The following is a 15,505-nucleotide window of genomic DNA, read 5'->3' as shown; positions in this document are numbered from 1 at the left end:
CTGATAATTAATAAAATGCCCGAATGAAATTACAGAGAAATTTTGGGATCAATGGGTTGGTCTAACCATTGATAAGGATGATATTCAACTAAGCGAATATGCCAAGGACTTTGAATTCGATAGGTAAGACCACGCCATGTGACTGTAGACATCCACAGGGAAGATAGCATTGCTAATCCATAAACCCATTGTGTCAAAGGAATAGCAATCAACATTTTCATGATTGTAGTTAGTGAAACTTGAGGAGTCACTTGACCTTGAGAGCGAATTACTTCTTGTATTCCTAGTTCCATGACTAGCATCAACAAAAGTAATCCAATTGTGTAGATGCTATAGGATTTAAATAAGGAAAATGCCGTATTCCATTCTGTTGCTAACAACAATCCTAAAGCTAATACGATGGTGACAGTGGGAAAGAAAATACTGGAAACAGCATCACTGACTAAAGCCAACCAATTTGGGTGATAAAGTCGGTAACAAAGTATTAAGCGTTTGAGAGATGTCAACAAACTGGGTAAATCGCTTTCTTCCCGGTTAACCATTAACAAAGAAGGGACAAATTTAATCCGCCATCCCTGCTTTTTGAGGACTTTGTGCATGAGCATATCGTCACCAAAAGCTTCTCCCCATTTCTCAAGTAGTTCTGTTTGGTGCAGCACTTCTTTTTTAATTGCTAAACTACCACCCCAAGGAACTTGAAATAGGAACATTTGCACCACGGTAGAGACATTGCCGGCGTAGCGTACCAAAGAACCCCAATATTTACCTGTAGGTACATACCAACGGTTTCCTGTTGTTAGTCCTACTTTTTCATCGATGAGAGGACTAACTAATTCTCTTAACCAATTAGCATGAACTATGGTATCAGCATCTACTAATGCAACTACTTGGTAAGAGTCATCTAAATCGGAAACTGCTTGTACTAAAGAACTGCATTTGAGACTACAATTGTGGCGTACTGTTCTCAAGGTGCTAATTTGAAAATTAGTTGCACCAATTTCAGTTATTACTTCCTTGGCAACTTTAAAAGCTGGATCTTCTGGACTATCTACGATCACCTTTAAATCGTACTGTGGGTAGTTTTGTTTTAACAGCGATCGCACACAATTAGGTAAAAACGGATCAGCACCTCGTAAACAAAGAATTACTGCCGTTTTGGGTAACTGGTTATCTGATAGTAATGGTTGTTTGTATGAACGCAGATACCATAAAAAGATCAGCGTGAAACATACCTGCATAACCAGCCAACCTATCAAAGACTTAGACAGAAATGTAGTCACATCTTCCATGAAATTTATTGTCAGTTGTCAGTTGTCAGTTGTCAGTTGTTATTTGTCAAACCCTTCCCTGTAACCTGTAACTGTCACCTGTCACCTATTCTCTAGGGATCAAGAGAATATTTCATGGTGATATTGATAGTTGTATTTTTGCTCATTTTAAAGCTGGCATTGCGGAATGTTGGTGTACCAGTTTGGATGGAAACAATGGGATTTCTGGAAATTCCAAAACCTTCTTTGGGAATGCCAAAAAAGTCTTTATTGAGTTTGTGATCGCCATTTTGATCGTCAACTAATGCAACAGCATAAGTACCAGGTTTCAAACCCGAAAATACCTTCTTAACAGAACTACCAGAAATTTTAGTGCAGCCACTTTGAACTTCACTAGAATTACTCAGAGGAAATCCTTTTTCAGAATCGTAAATTCTGAAACAAATTTCACCTGTTTTGTGACGTATACCATTCACGACTACAGTTAATGCTGTGGTTGGTTCTGCATGAACAGTGTTAGCACAACTGAAGCTTAACAAAGTCGCGAACAATAGATAAGAAACACGAGATATTTTCAACATAAGCGGCTAGATATGATTGATTAAATATTAATTAGCTCAACTTAAAGCATCCTTTGTTGCTAATTTTTGCAATTTCAACATTTTGGCTGCTAACCACAAATCTTTAATTAATAAAGATTCTGTACCAGCCAGCTTTTTAGCAACACTAAAATAACACAATAGTTGCTCATACAAATTCAGTTGACTTTGATTAATTGAAAGTAAATATTCTTTAAATATTCGCCAATGAGGAAATAAAATCTTCCCCTTATTAGCTGAATCAAACCACACAGAATACTCATAGAAATCTGGTAACATATCTAATGAATATTGAGGATTTTTGTGAGTAAATGATAGGTAATGGGGAAAAAACATACTCAGAGATTGCTGGGGATGAATCCTGGCAAAAAATAAATGTTCGGGAATTTCATAAAATTGTCCAATTATGGACAGCCTTAATAGTAAAATTCCATCTGCATTACCGTAACCACCCATAAGAGGGATTTTTTTTAAGGCACTTTGGCGAATTACACCATACATTTGATAACACAGATGTTTAGTTAGTAATTCATCAAACCTGACTTGTGGTTTTTCTGAATTAGTATTGAGTTTAATATCATAGTGTTGGAGAAACTCACCCTGGTGATCAATAAACGATGTGTGAGAATGGCATAAGATATAATTAGGATTTTCCTCAAGTACCTGTATACATTTACTGAGAAAATCAGGAGCGTGTAAATCATCATAAGCTGCCCATTTAAAGTATTCACCATTAGACAACTTAAAAACACGATTGAAATTACAAGCACAACCGATATTACTAGAATTGCGATAGTAACGAATCCGTTGATCTTCTGCGGCATAATTTCTACAAATTTCTTCAGTATTATCTGTAGAAGCATTATCTGAGATAATTAATTCAAAATCACTAAAAGTCTGATTTAACAGAGCATCTAGAGATGCTTGAAGAAATTTTTCGCCGTTGTATACAGGTAGTCCAATACTTAATTGAGGTCGAGATTTATACATACGCTATTCCCCACAAACTTATCCTAGTCCTACTATTTCATCAATTTTTGAATGTCAGTTTTTTGCAACCATTGATGAGTGCGCTTCATGCCTTCTTCGAGGTCAATTTTGGGTTTATAATTTAATAAACTTGTAGCTTTAGCAATAGAATAAGAATAAGGACGACTCATGAAGTCTACAGATTCGGGGAGAATATCGGCTTTTTTCCGAAACAGTTTTTGTCCCTGGTTACGCACTCGTAAGAATAACTTCATTTCCTCTTTAGGCAGAGACATGGGAGCAGGTAAACCTTCCATTGCTGCTAAGTGAATGAAGTAGTCTTTCCAGGATGTTTCTTCCCCATCTGTAACATTAAAAACTTCGCCATAGGTTTCTTTTTCTATAGCTAAAAAGATGGCATCAATTAAATTATCGACATACAAGTGATTCATCACACCCTTACCATCATTCGCATAGGCAAATAATTTTTGTCGCATCATCAATACTGGGCGCACTATCCAAGGAATACTTCCTGGTCCATAAACATCTCCTGCCCGAATGATTATTACTCCAAAATCTGGAGGTGAATTCAGTTTTAAAACTTCTGTTTCTGCTTCAATTTTTGTTTGACAGTAGGAATTATTATCCCCAGAAACTGCACCGATTTCTGTAATATTATTGGCATAGTTGAAGCCATAAACTAAGACTGTAGAAAGATGTACAAAGGTTTTTACACCAGCTGCTTTTGCGGCTTTAGCTATATTCAAGCTACCATTAACATTGATTTCCCGAAAATGCTTAAGTTCTCCAGCTTCTTCTGCCAGTTGAGCGGTGTGTAAAATAATGTCTACTCCCTGACAAGCTTTTTGGGCAATTTTCTCGTCAGTGATGCTACCAACTATAATTTCAATTCCTAAATTTTGTAGGTTTTTATCCTGTGCTGAAGAAGTTTGTAAACCACGTACTTTCATTCCTTGAGCTATAGCTAACTCTGCTGCACGTAAGCCGATAAATTCGTCAATTCCAGTGATGAGAATAGTTTTGTTGTTGAGGTTCATAGTATTGATTAGTAAATATGTTGACTTGAATTTCTGAATTTGATCCAGATTGCTTAGAAAATATCAGCCGGATCTGCGGAGCGAAGTTTATTAATGGCTAATGCTCCAGAAGTTATGCAAATTAAAACGGTAGAGGTTAAGACAATTAGGGCATTATTAGAAGTCATGACGATGGGTAATTTAGTTGCTTGCATAGCAAAGTCATATAAAGCAACTGAACCAATAAATCCTGGTATATAAGCTAATAAAGCCAATATTAATGCCTGTTGAAAAACCACATTTAATAAATAACCGTTGGCATAACCGATAGCTTTTAAGGTTGCGTAGGCAATAAATTGAGTAGCAATGTTGCTGTAAAGAATTTGATAGACAATAACTACACCGACTACAGAAGCCATTGTTAACATCAAGTTCAGAATGAAACCAATGGGTGTTCTGGCGGCCCAATATTGTTTTTCAAAATTAATAAATTGTGGACGAGTAAAAATCTGTACGTCATTAGGTAAATTTGCCTGCAAATTTTTTAAAACCTGATTTGGATCAACACCTGGTTCGAGTTTAATAATACCTACATCTATATTTTCTGCAGGACGGATATTAGGATTGATTCTTAAGAAAGTTGAGTCACTAACAATTAAATTTCCATCTACACCAAAGGAAGGGCCTAAACTGAATAAACCACCTACTCTGACTCGATAACCTTGCAGAGAATCGAAGGAAAAGATTTCAATTGTTTGTTCTGTATTTCCCTGATCAAATTTTGCTGCTATTGGACCGAATTCTGGTCGAGAATCCCTATCAAATAACATGACATCAGGAATTTTCAGCTTATCTAAATTCTGCTCGACTTCTGGGATATTCATTACTGGTTTCCCCGGATCGAAACCAATTACATAGATTGAATATTTTTCGCCAGTAGCAGGATTTTTTAATTTTGCAAATTGCAAATACATAGGGCTAACTGACTCGACACCATTAAACCCTAATGTTTGGTATAAACGATTTCGAGAAAAGCTTTGATTAGAAGTCAAAGATTTATATTGAGAACTGACTAAAAATAAATCACCTTTGAGATTCTGATGTACTGCTGTAGCACTAGAATAAAGTGCATCTTGGAAACCAAGTTGAATGAACATTAGCAGCACAATAAAGGCAATACCAGCTACAGCTACGACAAAACGGACTTTTTGCTGGGCTAACTGTAGCCATGCTAAAGGAATTTTTACATTCATATATTTAGTCATTAGTTATTAGTCATTAGTAATGGGTAAGGATAATTAATAACTGTCACCTACTAATGACTAGATTTGAATAGCAACATCTACCTGCAAGTTAGTTAAGCGAGATACCTTTTTGCTATCAGCAGGATTATCAATGGATATTTTTACTTCAACAATTCTGCGATCTGTATCTGAAGTGGGGTTAATACTAAAGATTCTTTGTTTGTCAACTTGCCAACCAATTTCCCTGACTGTTCCTTGTAATTTTTCAGAAAATGCAGGACTAGTGATGATCGCTTTTTGACCAACACGCACTTTTTGAATATCGGTTTGATAAACTTCAGCAATTACATTCATGTTTGAAGTTTTACCAAGTTCAGCAAAGCCAGAATTAGCGATTACTTCACCATTTTTGGTATGAATTTTCAAAATTCTGGCATCTATGGGGGATTTGATGTAAGTTAAATCGTAGTCTGCTTTGGCTTGTTGAATAGCAGTTTCAGCACTCTTGACTTCACTTTCTGCTAACGCAACATCGACATTACGTACTTCTGCAATGCTGTTGAGTCTAGCTTTTGCTTCCTGAATTTGATTTTGTAAGGTGTTTTGAATTCGTAGAAGAGTAGCTTTAGCTTCTGTTAATTGTTGTTGTGTTGTCTTGAGTTGCAAGGCTTTAGTATCGGAGATGGAAGCTGAAATTGCACCATCTTTGTACAATTGCTGATAGCGATCGCTCTCTTTTTGAGCATTATCTACTTCCGCTTGAATGCGGTTAATTGTCGCTGTTTGAGCAGCAACTTCACCTTTTAATTGTGAATCTAAACGAGTAATTGTTGCTTTTTGAGCATTGATATCACCGGGTTTTGCTCCAGATTTTACCTGTGCAAGTTTAGCTTTAGCAACTAGTAACTTATCAAAAGCTTGTTTAATAGCAGCTTGAGAACGAGCATAGTCTTCTAAATAAGCTAATACTTGTCCCGCGTTTACTTCGTCTCCTTCAGCTACCAACAGTTTTTCTACACGCACACCGTTGACGGAATTGGGAGCAGATAAATAAGTAATTTTGCCTTGTGGTTGCAAACGTCCTAAAGCCGTTACAGCAACTTTTACAGGAGTTGCTTTGGGAGAGTTGACTCCAGAAGATGGAACCGGAGAATTAGGTTTTACCTTCAATTGAGAAAAACTGTAGAAAGATGCTAAACCAGTAGCTAAAGCAAGGGAAGCTGCTAAAATTATTTTCCACTTCCTAGAGGCTCTTTTCAATAATTGGCTTTCTTTGTTTACTGCCATATTTTTATTCCCATTATTTTCTGAACAGGGATAGTCTTAATACCGCAAATTACCTAAGAGAACTTATCCCCCATAGTTTTACTCCCAGGCAGTGGACAAGCCTAATTAGTTTTGTATGAATTGTTTTCAGATTTTGTAGCCGCTAAAGATTACAAGATGAACGGCAAAATCAACAATGATATTACTTCCAATTTTCCTCAGTTTTATCCTTAATTGGCGTTTCATGAAGTAGCGAAAAATACAATAACGCTTACTAAAGATATTGGTTTCCAGATATATTGAATCTCTGATGCAATGAACCGGAAAAACTGAATAAACTTAAATTCAATTCTGCCAAAAGTATTTGATTTTGTCAACAAATAAAATATAACTAATTCTCTTGACATTAACAACCAAATTGGAACTCAAAAACATAACTGAAAATATGTGTTTTATATAGACCATTCCTTTAAAAGCTCATAAATTAACTATTAAATCTGTATTTCCCTTATCAGATAAGGCTTTTTCAAGTAAAAATGTGCAGATTTCATCACACATTCACCCATTCGCGAAGCTTGGAGTCAGGCATTTGTGTTGATTCTATTACATTCACTAAATTAATATTTGCTTTATAAATAACCACTTTGAGTAACAAAATAAGTTATCTTAAAAATTCATCAAATACTAAAGCTGAATTATGATGTTTCTCTGAAAAAAAGATATTTATGTTCAAAACAACAAAATGTGTATTTAATGATTTGTGACTTAATAGACAGTTTCTCTACAAATATTCATAGCTCTAGGTAAAAAGATTGGATAACACCTAAACACCAAAACCCTTGCGGCACAAATTTTAGTCAAAGATTATACGATTATACGGGTTGAGTATTTCCAAGTGAGTTTCTGAACCAAAAATATTTTTTATAAACTTACTTTAAATGAACTATTCAATTTCTATAAAGTGTGCTAATCTTTGTAATAATTCAATATTTAAAAGCAGCAAGGCATCAGTCAATTAATTAAGCGTGAAAAGGAAAAAATACTATAACCTAGCCACTGTTATTCACCCCATCAACTCGTTTAAGTATTTTTTCACTTGGTATGAATTTAGATTCAAGGTTGTGTTCTTTCTGTAACGAGCTTGGCAGCTTTTATTGCTTGAATCGCATAAAATAGATTATCCTGGACGGTGAAACTGGCTATGGTATTTATCAAGAGACAGAACGTTATGATTCACACTAATTGCGTTTCTGTATTGCAGCTAGATCATCCAAATGGGGCAAGGAAAAAACACATTTCTAATTTCATCCCTACTTTTCAGTTTCCCTTCAGTGGGATAAAAACGCCCAAAATATTTACCCTGACAATGGGATGCAATTCACCAGTTTAGTACCTAAAGCACGTTCAGAATATTTTACCAGTTTCTACAATATCTAGAGTCCTTTGTATAAAGTTTCCTAAATGCTGTGGACAAAATTTACCTTTCTAATATGCCCCAGTATTTACTCATAAAGGCTCTGAGAAAACAAAAAAAGGAAAGATAACCTTGTATAGTATTTTTTCCTGAATTCAGTGTTACTAAATTGCATCAATACACCAATAATGGCAATTATTTAGATGTGGAATCAAGGCAGTATTTACCGTGTGGTGTTGATGGATGAAAAAGCCTGATTTCTTATGCAGCTACTAATACTGGTAAGAAGAAATAGCTTCATTATTTATGTGTAAGCGACAGCAATTCCTGTAGCTAAACAATCCACAGTCCTCAAGATTACTCCATGCCATGATATCTGCTGATTCAATTGATACTGCCTTGGCAGAGTTAGAGAGCCTCGTTAACAGTTGTGAAAAGGATTTGATTAGGTTTATAGAGGGAAAAAAAATGAAGTCAGAAAATCAAATGTCAACTCACAAAATTAACAGACAACTGCAACAAAATCCCATTGCAATTGTCGGCATGGCTTCTCTATTACCACAAGCCAGAAACTTAAGGCAATACTGGGCGAATATTGTTAACAAAATTGATTGTATTACCGATGTTCCTGATACCCATTGGAGCATTAAAGATTACTATGATCCCAACCCCAGAACACCAGAGGATAAAACCTATTGTAAACGCGGTGGATTTATCCCCGAAGTAGATTTTAACCCGATGGAATTTGGTATTCCTCCCAGCATTTTAGAAGTTACGGATGTATCGCAACTGTTAAGTTTAGTAGTTGCGAAAGAAGCAATGGAAGATGCGGGTTATGGCCAATCTCGTGAATTTAGCCGCGAGAATGTGGGGGTAATTTTAGGCGTAGCAATGGCTAAACAGCTAGGGATGCCATTATCTGCCCGATTAGAATATCCTGTTTGGGAAAAAGTCCTCAAAAGCAGCGGTTTATCTGATGAAGATACTCAGAAAATCGTGGAGAAAATTAAAAGTGCATACATTAAATGGGATGAAAATGCTTTCCCTGGAATGTTGGCTAATGTGGTTGCGGGAAGAATTGCCAACCGCTTGAATTTTGGCGGAATGAACTGTGTAGTTGATGCAGCTTGTGCTAGTTCATTCGGTGCTTTAAAAATGGCAATTAGTGAGCTAATTGAGTATCGTAGCGATATGATGCTAACCGGTGGTGTTGATACCGATAACACCATCATGGCTTACATTTCTTTTAGTAAAACTCCTGCTGTTACTCCTAGCGAAAACGTCAAACCTTTCGATGCTAAATCTGATGGGATGATGTTAGGTGAAGGTATCGGCATGATTGTTCTTAAACGTCTCGAAGATGCGGAACGAGATGGTGATAAAATCTATGCAGTTATCAAAGGTATTGGCACTTCTAGCGATGGCCGCTACAAGAGTATTTACGCTCCTCGCAAAGAAGGACAAGTTAAAGCCCTAGAACGTGCTTATAATGATGCTGGTTTTTCTCCTGCAACTGTGGGCTTGATGGAAGCACATGGTACAGGAACAATGGCTGGAGATCCCACAGAATTCGGATCTTTACGAGATTTCTTTAGTCAATATGATGACAAAAAACAGCATATTGCTTTAGGTAGTGTAAAATCTCAAATTGGACATACCAAAGCCGCCGCAGGTGCAGCAAGTTTAATTAAAACTGCTCTGGCGCTACATCACAAGATTTTACCGCCAACTATCAATATTACTGAGCCAAATCCTAAGCTCGATATTCAAAATTCTTCGTTTTATTTGAACACGGAAACTAGACCTTGGATTCGTGCAGAAGGTGAAGCGCCAAGACGGGCTGGTGTAAGTTCCTTTGGGTTTGGTGGCACTAATTATCACGTTGTTTTGGAAGAATACGAAGCAGAACAACAACAGGCTTATCGTTTACATAATGCGGCGAGTGAAATGTTATTATTTGCTGCCAATCCCAGTGAATTAATCAACAAGTTAGAAGCGACTTTCAATAATTTGCAATCTAACGAGGGAGAAAGACATTACTCTCAATTAGTTCAAGAATCGAAATCTTTAACTATTCCCAAAACTGCGGCGAGAATTGGGTTTGTAGCTGAAAATCTGCAAGAGACTTGTAAGTTACTCAAAGTTAGTATTGATTTGCTGAAAAATAAGCCTTCAGCAGTTTCTTGGGAACATCCTCAAGGTATTTATTACCGTTCTTCTGGGATGGAAGTAGGAGGAAAAGTTGTTGCTTTATTCTCTGGACAAGGTTCTCAATACCTAGAAATGGGTAGAGAAGCGGTGATGAATTTCCCGGCTTTGCGACGTTTGTATGGGTTGATGGATAGTCTGTTAATTCAAGATAATTTGCAGCCTGTTTCGGAAATTGTTTTCCCCCGTCCGACTTTTGAGGAAGCAGAAAAAACTGCTCAAATTGCAGCTTTGCAAAGAACAGAATATGCTCAACCTGCAATTGGGGTATTTAGTGCCGGTTTGTATTCTATCTTCCAACAAGCTGGGTTTAAGTCAGATTTTGCCGCTGGACATAGTTTTGGTGAATTGACAGCTTTGTGGGCTGCGGGAGTGCTGACTGAGGAGGATTATTTGTTCTTGGTTAAGTCTAGAGGTCAAGCGATGGCTGCACCGAAAGATCCAGACCATGACGCGGGTAGTATGTTAGCGGTGAAGGAAGATATTAATAAAGTGGAAGCGGTGCTGCGGAATTTTCCCCAGGTTGCGATCGCTAATTTTAATTCTCCCACGCAAGTTGTTTTGGCTGGTCCAACTGGTGAAATTAAGAAGATCCAGCAGAAGTTTCAAGAGTTAGGATATGGGGCGGTATTGTTACCAGTTTCCGCTGCTTTCCATACACCTTTAATTGCATTTGCTCAAAAATCATTTGCGATCGCTACTAAATCTGTAGAGTTCCAAAATCCCAAAGTTCCTGTTTTCAGCAACGTCACCGGTAAACAATATCCCCAAGAACCATCAGGAATTCAAAGAGTTCTGGAAGGACACCTTTCTAGTTCAGTCCTGTTCAAGCAAGAGATTGAAAACATCTACGCTGCTGGTGGTTACTGCTTCGTAGAATTTGGACCAAAACGAATTCTTAGCAACCTGGTCAAAGATACTTTAGGCGATCGCCCTCACATTACAGTATCACTCAATCCCAGCACCCAGAAAAACAGCGATCGCTCTCTGAAAGAAGCAGCAATACAACTGCGCGTTATTGGTATGAATTTGAGTAATCTAGATCCTTACCAACTACCAGCAGCCATACCCGCAATTGAAACCAAAAAAGCCTTAAACGTCAAATTAAGAGGCATTAACTACGTTTCTGAAAAAACTAAAAATGCTTTCGCTGAAGCATTGCAAGATGGTTTCCAAATTAAAGGAATTCAGGAGTCTAGAACTTTAGAAATTCAAGAACCTCAAAAATTAGAAGTTCCAAATTCTGTAACTCCTACAACTCCCGTAATTCCTGCTACTAACGGACACAACAGCAACGGCAACGGACACAAGAAAACCCCAGTAGTTACTTCCTTACATCAGCCTCAGATGAATTCTGCCACACCTGCAAATCAAACAACCAAAGAATTATTACCTACAGCCCTTTATGCAATCGCAGAACGTCCAGGAGGGAAAATGGAAACACCAGATAAAAATCACAACTTCCACCAGGTTCTGGAAAGTTTAGAAAACCTCCTGAACCAGTTTCAAGAAAACCAAAGTGATAACCTACACATTCACGGCACATATCTGAACCATCAAATGGAATATGCCAAAACATTTTTCCAACTGATGCAACAACAGAACACATTATTTATTAATAGTAAACCTTCAGAAACCGCCCAACTCAAACAAGTTGTCATGGAAACTTTCGAGCGGAGCATGATGCAGTTTCACAGCCAACAAAGTGAAACCCTCCGCATTCATGAACAATACCTGCGTGAACAAGTAGAATACACCAAAAACTTTTTCCAACTCATTCAACAAGAATATTCTCTACTCATTGCTGACGCAGAAACAACTCAACCTGTAATTCCCCCCCAATTCACCGAAACACACACCAACAGTCTGCGGGAATTAATGCCCCCCAGCCCAGAACCAACTATTACAGAAACAGTTGTTCCTCCCACCGCCAAAATTGTAGAAACCCAAGCACCAGCAATAGAACCAGTAATAGAATCGGTTGTTCCTTCTATTCCTAAAATTGCAGAACCTATCCCCCAAATAATAGCAGAGGAGCAGGGGAGCAGAGGAGCAGAGGAGAAAGACGAATTTATTCCCACAATCTCTTCTAGTCCCAGCATTAATATTCAGGAAATAGGTAAAAACCTCCTCACCATCACCAGCGAAAAAACAGGCTATCCCATAGAAATGCTCGAATACGACATGGACATGGAAGCCGACTTAGGAATTGATTCCATTAAACGGGTAGAAATTCTGGGAGGATTGCAAGAATTATACCCCGACCTACCCAAACCAAACTTAGAAGAACTCGCAGAAAAACGCACCATCGGTCAAGTTGTTGAGTATCTGCAAAAACAGGTGACAGGTGACAGCTTACAGGTGACAGAAGAAGTCATAGAGGTGACAGAGGAAGTAACACAAGAGTTAATCATCATTCCCCAGTCCCCACTTCCCAGTCCTCAGTCCCTAGTACCCAGTCCCCAACCCCCAGAAGACAGCAACGACTATGCAGATTTAGGTCAAACCCTGTTAAACATCACCAGTGAAAAAACAGGCTACCCAGTCGAGATGCTAGAACTAGACATGGACATGGAAGCCGACTTAGGGATAGACTCCATCAAACGGGTAGAAATTCTGGGAGCGATGCAAGAAGCATACCCCGACTTACCCAAACCAAATATAGAAGAATTAGGCGACCTGCGGACAATTGGACAAATAGTTAACTACCTCCAGAAGCTGGTGGGAGGTGAAAAAAAAAAGCTTGATTTTGAGCAAATAAAAGAAGTGGTGGACTTAACCCCTCCACCACCAGCAGACCCAAACCTCCCCCGTCGTCCGGTACAACTAAAAACCTTACCCCGACCAGATTTTTGGGAATGCAAACTACCAGAGGGACACATTGGTTTAATCACCGATGATGGTTCCCTCACCACCAGCAAACTAGCTCATGCACTCAGCGAACAAGGTTGGAAAGTAGTAGTTTTAAGTTTCCCCCAATCATTAGTTGCAGAACAATTGCCATTACCAACAGGCGTTACCCGCATCACCTTGGCAAACATGAGTGAAGAACATCTGCAATTACTATTACAGAGTATCACCATTCAACACGGCAAGATTGGGGCATTCATTCACCTACATCCACAATTCACAACCGCAAACCCAAATCAAACTTCCTATTTAGAAGCAGAAAAAGCGATTGTCAAACAAGTATTTTTGATGGCGAAACATCTCAAACAATCGCTCAACACAGCCGCTAATTTAGAAGGAAGAGTCAGCTTCTGCACAGTTGCCCATTTCGACGGTGCATTTGGATTAGACCACACAGAAAACTTCGGAATTATCGGTGCAGGATTATTTGGACTAACCAAGAGTTTGCGATGGGAATGGCCAAAAGTTTTCTTCAGAGCAATTGATTTAAACCCAACCTTAGACCCGCACCAATCAGCAGAATATATTGTAGCAGAATTGCATGATTCTAACAGATATATCGGTGAAGTTGGTTATAGCTCCCAAGGACGAGTCACACTCATAGCTGAAGCCGAGTAATTTGTAAGGTGGGCAATGCCCACCACACAAAAATTGTGTTTCGCGTCTTCCTTCCTTTCTTCTCTCTGCGCCTCTGCGCCTCTGCGTGAAAAAATCATAAATTTATTCATCAACACAGAATCAATTATAAAGTTGAATTATGACAGCAACACTTCAAGTTAATCCATCATCTGTCTTCGTTGTCAGTGGTGGAGCAAAGGGAATCACTGCACAATGCACAATTAAATTAGCACAACATCACCCTTGTAAATTCATTCTCTTAGGTCGTTCCGAAATCACTCCAGAACCAGAATATGCACGTGATTGTTTAGAAGATGCAGCCTTGAAAAAACGCATCATGGAAAATTTGATTTCTCAAGGTGAGAAACCAACACCCATGATGGTGCAGAAGATATTTAATGAAATTAATTCCAGTCGGGAAATTAAGCAGACTTTAGCAGCAATTCAAGCAGCAGGTGCAAAGGCTGAATATATTAGCGTTGATGTGACTGATACATTAGCATTGAAAGAAAAACTTCATGCGGTTGCTCAGAAGTTTGGTCACATTACAGGCATTATTCACGGTGCGGGTAACTTAGCTGATAAGTTAATTGAGAAGAAAACATCTGAAGATTTTGAAAAGGTTTACACTGCCAAAGTGCAAGGATTACAAAATCTCCTTAATAGTATTAATCCTCAGCAATTACAGCATTTAGTTTTGTTTTCTTCCGTGACTGGTTTTTATGGGAATATTGGACAAAGTGATTATGCCATAGCTAACGAAATTCTCAATAAATCAGCCCACCAATTTAAGAAAAATTATCCGCAATCTCATGTAGTTGCAATTAATTGGGGTGGTTGGGATAGTGGTATGGTAACACCACAACTAAAAAAAGCATTTGCCGAAAGAGGAATTGATATTATTCCTGTAGAAATAGGCACACAAATGTTAGTTAATGAACTACATCCAGCCTATCAAAATTCTTCTCAAGTTGTGATAGGTAGTCCCATGAATCTACCACCAACACCATTAGAACCAGAGCTAAAAAGTCATCGCATTAGACGACGGATGACATTAGCAGAAAACCCCTTTTTGTATGATCATACCATAGCCGGGGCGCAAGTATTACCAGCCACCTGTGCTATGTCTTGGATGATTCATGCTTGTGAAGAGATTTATCCAGGTTATCGCTACTTAAATTGTAGAGAATTTAAGGTTTTGAAAGGAATTACCTTTAATGCAACTCTCGCAGATGAATATATTCTAGAAATTCAAGAACTCTCCAAAGCCAATGGTGAATATATTGAATTTCAAGCCAAGATATTGAGTAAAAACCCTCAAGGTAAAACTCATTATCACTTCTCTGCTATCGTCAAGGTAGTGGGAAAAATGCCAGAAGCACCCATATATGAAGCAATGAATCTGGTAGAAGATAATATCATTACTACTACAGGTAAAGGATTTTATCAAAATGGGGATTCATCCTTATTTCATGGGCCAGCATTTCAGGAAATCACCAGAGTATTAAATGTTAACTCTCACAAAATAACAGTCGAGTGTTGTTGGCAAGAAATCTCCGCACAACAACAAGGACAATTCCCTGTAAAATGGCACAATCCTTATACAACCGACATCAGTACACAATCACTTTGGATTTGGTTAAATCACTGTCATCAAGAAGTATGTTTGCCAGGACAATTAACATATTCCGAACAATTTTTAGCTGTACCTTGTAACTCACCCTTTTATGTATCTTGTGAAATCGAAAATAAGACAGATACTGGAGCAACTGCTAATTTTATTCTGCACAGTCGTGAAGGAAGAATATACTCACGTATCTTAGGTGCAAAAGCAGTAATTTGGCCAATGAAAATGTTAAACAAGAAGTAACCAAGAGACAAAAATTGTAGGTTGGGTTAAGCGACAGCGCAACCCAAAAACATCACCAAAATTTTGATTTTTCTCATGTTGGGTTTCCTTACGTCAACCCAA

At 38.1% G+C, this 15,505-nt stretch carries 8 protein-coding genes; 2 read left to right on the top strand and 6 right to left on the bottom strand.

What is annotated here, in order from left to right; genetic code table 11:
• Positions 1 to 29: 29 nt before the first annotated feature.
• The 6 genes from H6G06_RS14560 to H6G06_RS14535 all read right to left on the bottom strand — a co-directional run bounded on the left by H6G06_RS14560 (position 30) and on the right by H6G06_RS14535 (position 6,404).
• Complete coding sequence (locus H6G06_RS14560; protein ID WP_190561289.1) at positions 30 to 1,289, bottom strand: glycosyltransferase family 2 protein; 1,260 nt, start codon at positions 1,287 to 1,289, stop codon at positions 30 to 32.
• Positions 1,290 to 1,381: 92 nt separating this feature from the next.
• Positions 1,382 to 1,849 (bottom strand): DUF2141 domain-containing protein, encoded by a 468-nt coding sequence (locus H6G06_RS14555; RefSeq protein ID WP_190561287.1) that lies wholly within the window; start codon positions 1,847 to 1,849, stop codon positions 1,382 to 1,384.
• A 36-nt stretch (positions 1,850 to 1,885) separates the two neighbouring features.
• A complete protein-coding gene (locus H6G06_RS14550; RefSeq protein WP_190561285.1) occupies positions 1,886 to 2,857 on the bottom strand; it encodes a glycosyltransferase family 2 protein in 972 nt (323 codons plus the stop codon).
• Positions 2,858 to 2,889: 32 nt separating this feature from the next.
• The gene (locus tag H6G06_RS14545; RefSeq protein WP_190561283.1) at positions 2,890 to 3,894 is read right to left on the bottom strand and encodes an NAD-dependent epimerase/dehydratase family protein; all 1,005 of its coding nucleotides are present in this window, start codon (positions 3,892 to 3,894) and stop codon (positions 2,890 to 2,892) included.
• A gap of 53 nt (positions 3,895 to 3,947) precedes the next feature.
• Positions 3,948 to 5,126 (bottom strand): ABC transporter permease DevC, encoded by a 1,179-nt coding sequence (gene devC, locus H6G06_RS14540; protein ID WP_190561377.1) that lies wholly within the window; start codon positions 5,124 to 5,126, stop codon positions 3,948 to 3,950.
• A gap of 69 nt (positions 5,127 to 5,195) precedes the next feature.
• Positions 5,196 to 6,404 carry an ABC exporter membrane fusion protein gene (locus tag H6G06_RS14535; RefSeq protein WP_190561280.1) on the bottom strand — a complete coding sequence of 403 codons (1,209 nt, stop codon included), beginning with the start codon at positions 6,402 to 6,404 and terminating at the stop codon, positions 5,196 to 5,198.
• Positions 6,405 to 8,166: 1,762 nt separating this feature from the next.
• On the opposite strand from H6G06_RS14535, the gene H6G06_RS14530 reads away from it, so the two are divergent.
• Positions 8,167 to 13,533, top strand: coding sequence for a type I polyketide synthase (locus H6G06_RS14530; RefSeq protein WP_199306712.1), 5,367 nt, complete (start codon positions 8,167 to 8,169; stop codon positions 13,531 to 13,533).
• A gap of 139 nt (positions 13,534 to 13,672) precedes the next feature.
• The gene (locus tag H6G06_RS14525) at positions 13,673 to 15,403 is read left to right on the top strand and encodes an SDR family NAD(P)-dependent oxidoreductase (RefSeq protein WP_190561278.1); all 1,731 of its coding nucleotides are present in this window, start codon (positions 13,673 to 13,675) and stop codon (positions 15,401 to 15,403) included.
• Positions 15,404 to 15,505 lie beyond the last annotated feature (102 nt).

The sequence above is a fragment of the Anabaena sphaerica FACHB-251 genome (assembly GCF_014696825.1).
GTDB lineage: Bacteria > Cyanobacteriota > Cyanobacteriia > Cyanobacteriales > Nostocaceae > RDYJ01.
The sequence above is the reverse complement of the archived record's forward strand: the minus strand, read 5'-3'. Positions and strand labels throughout refer to the sequence as shown.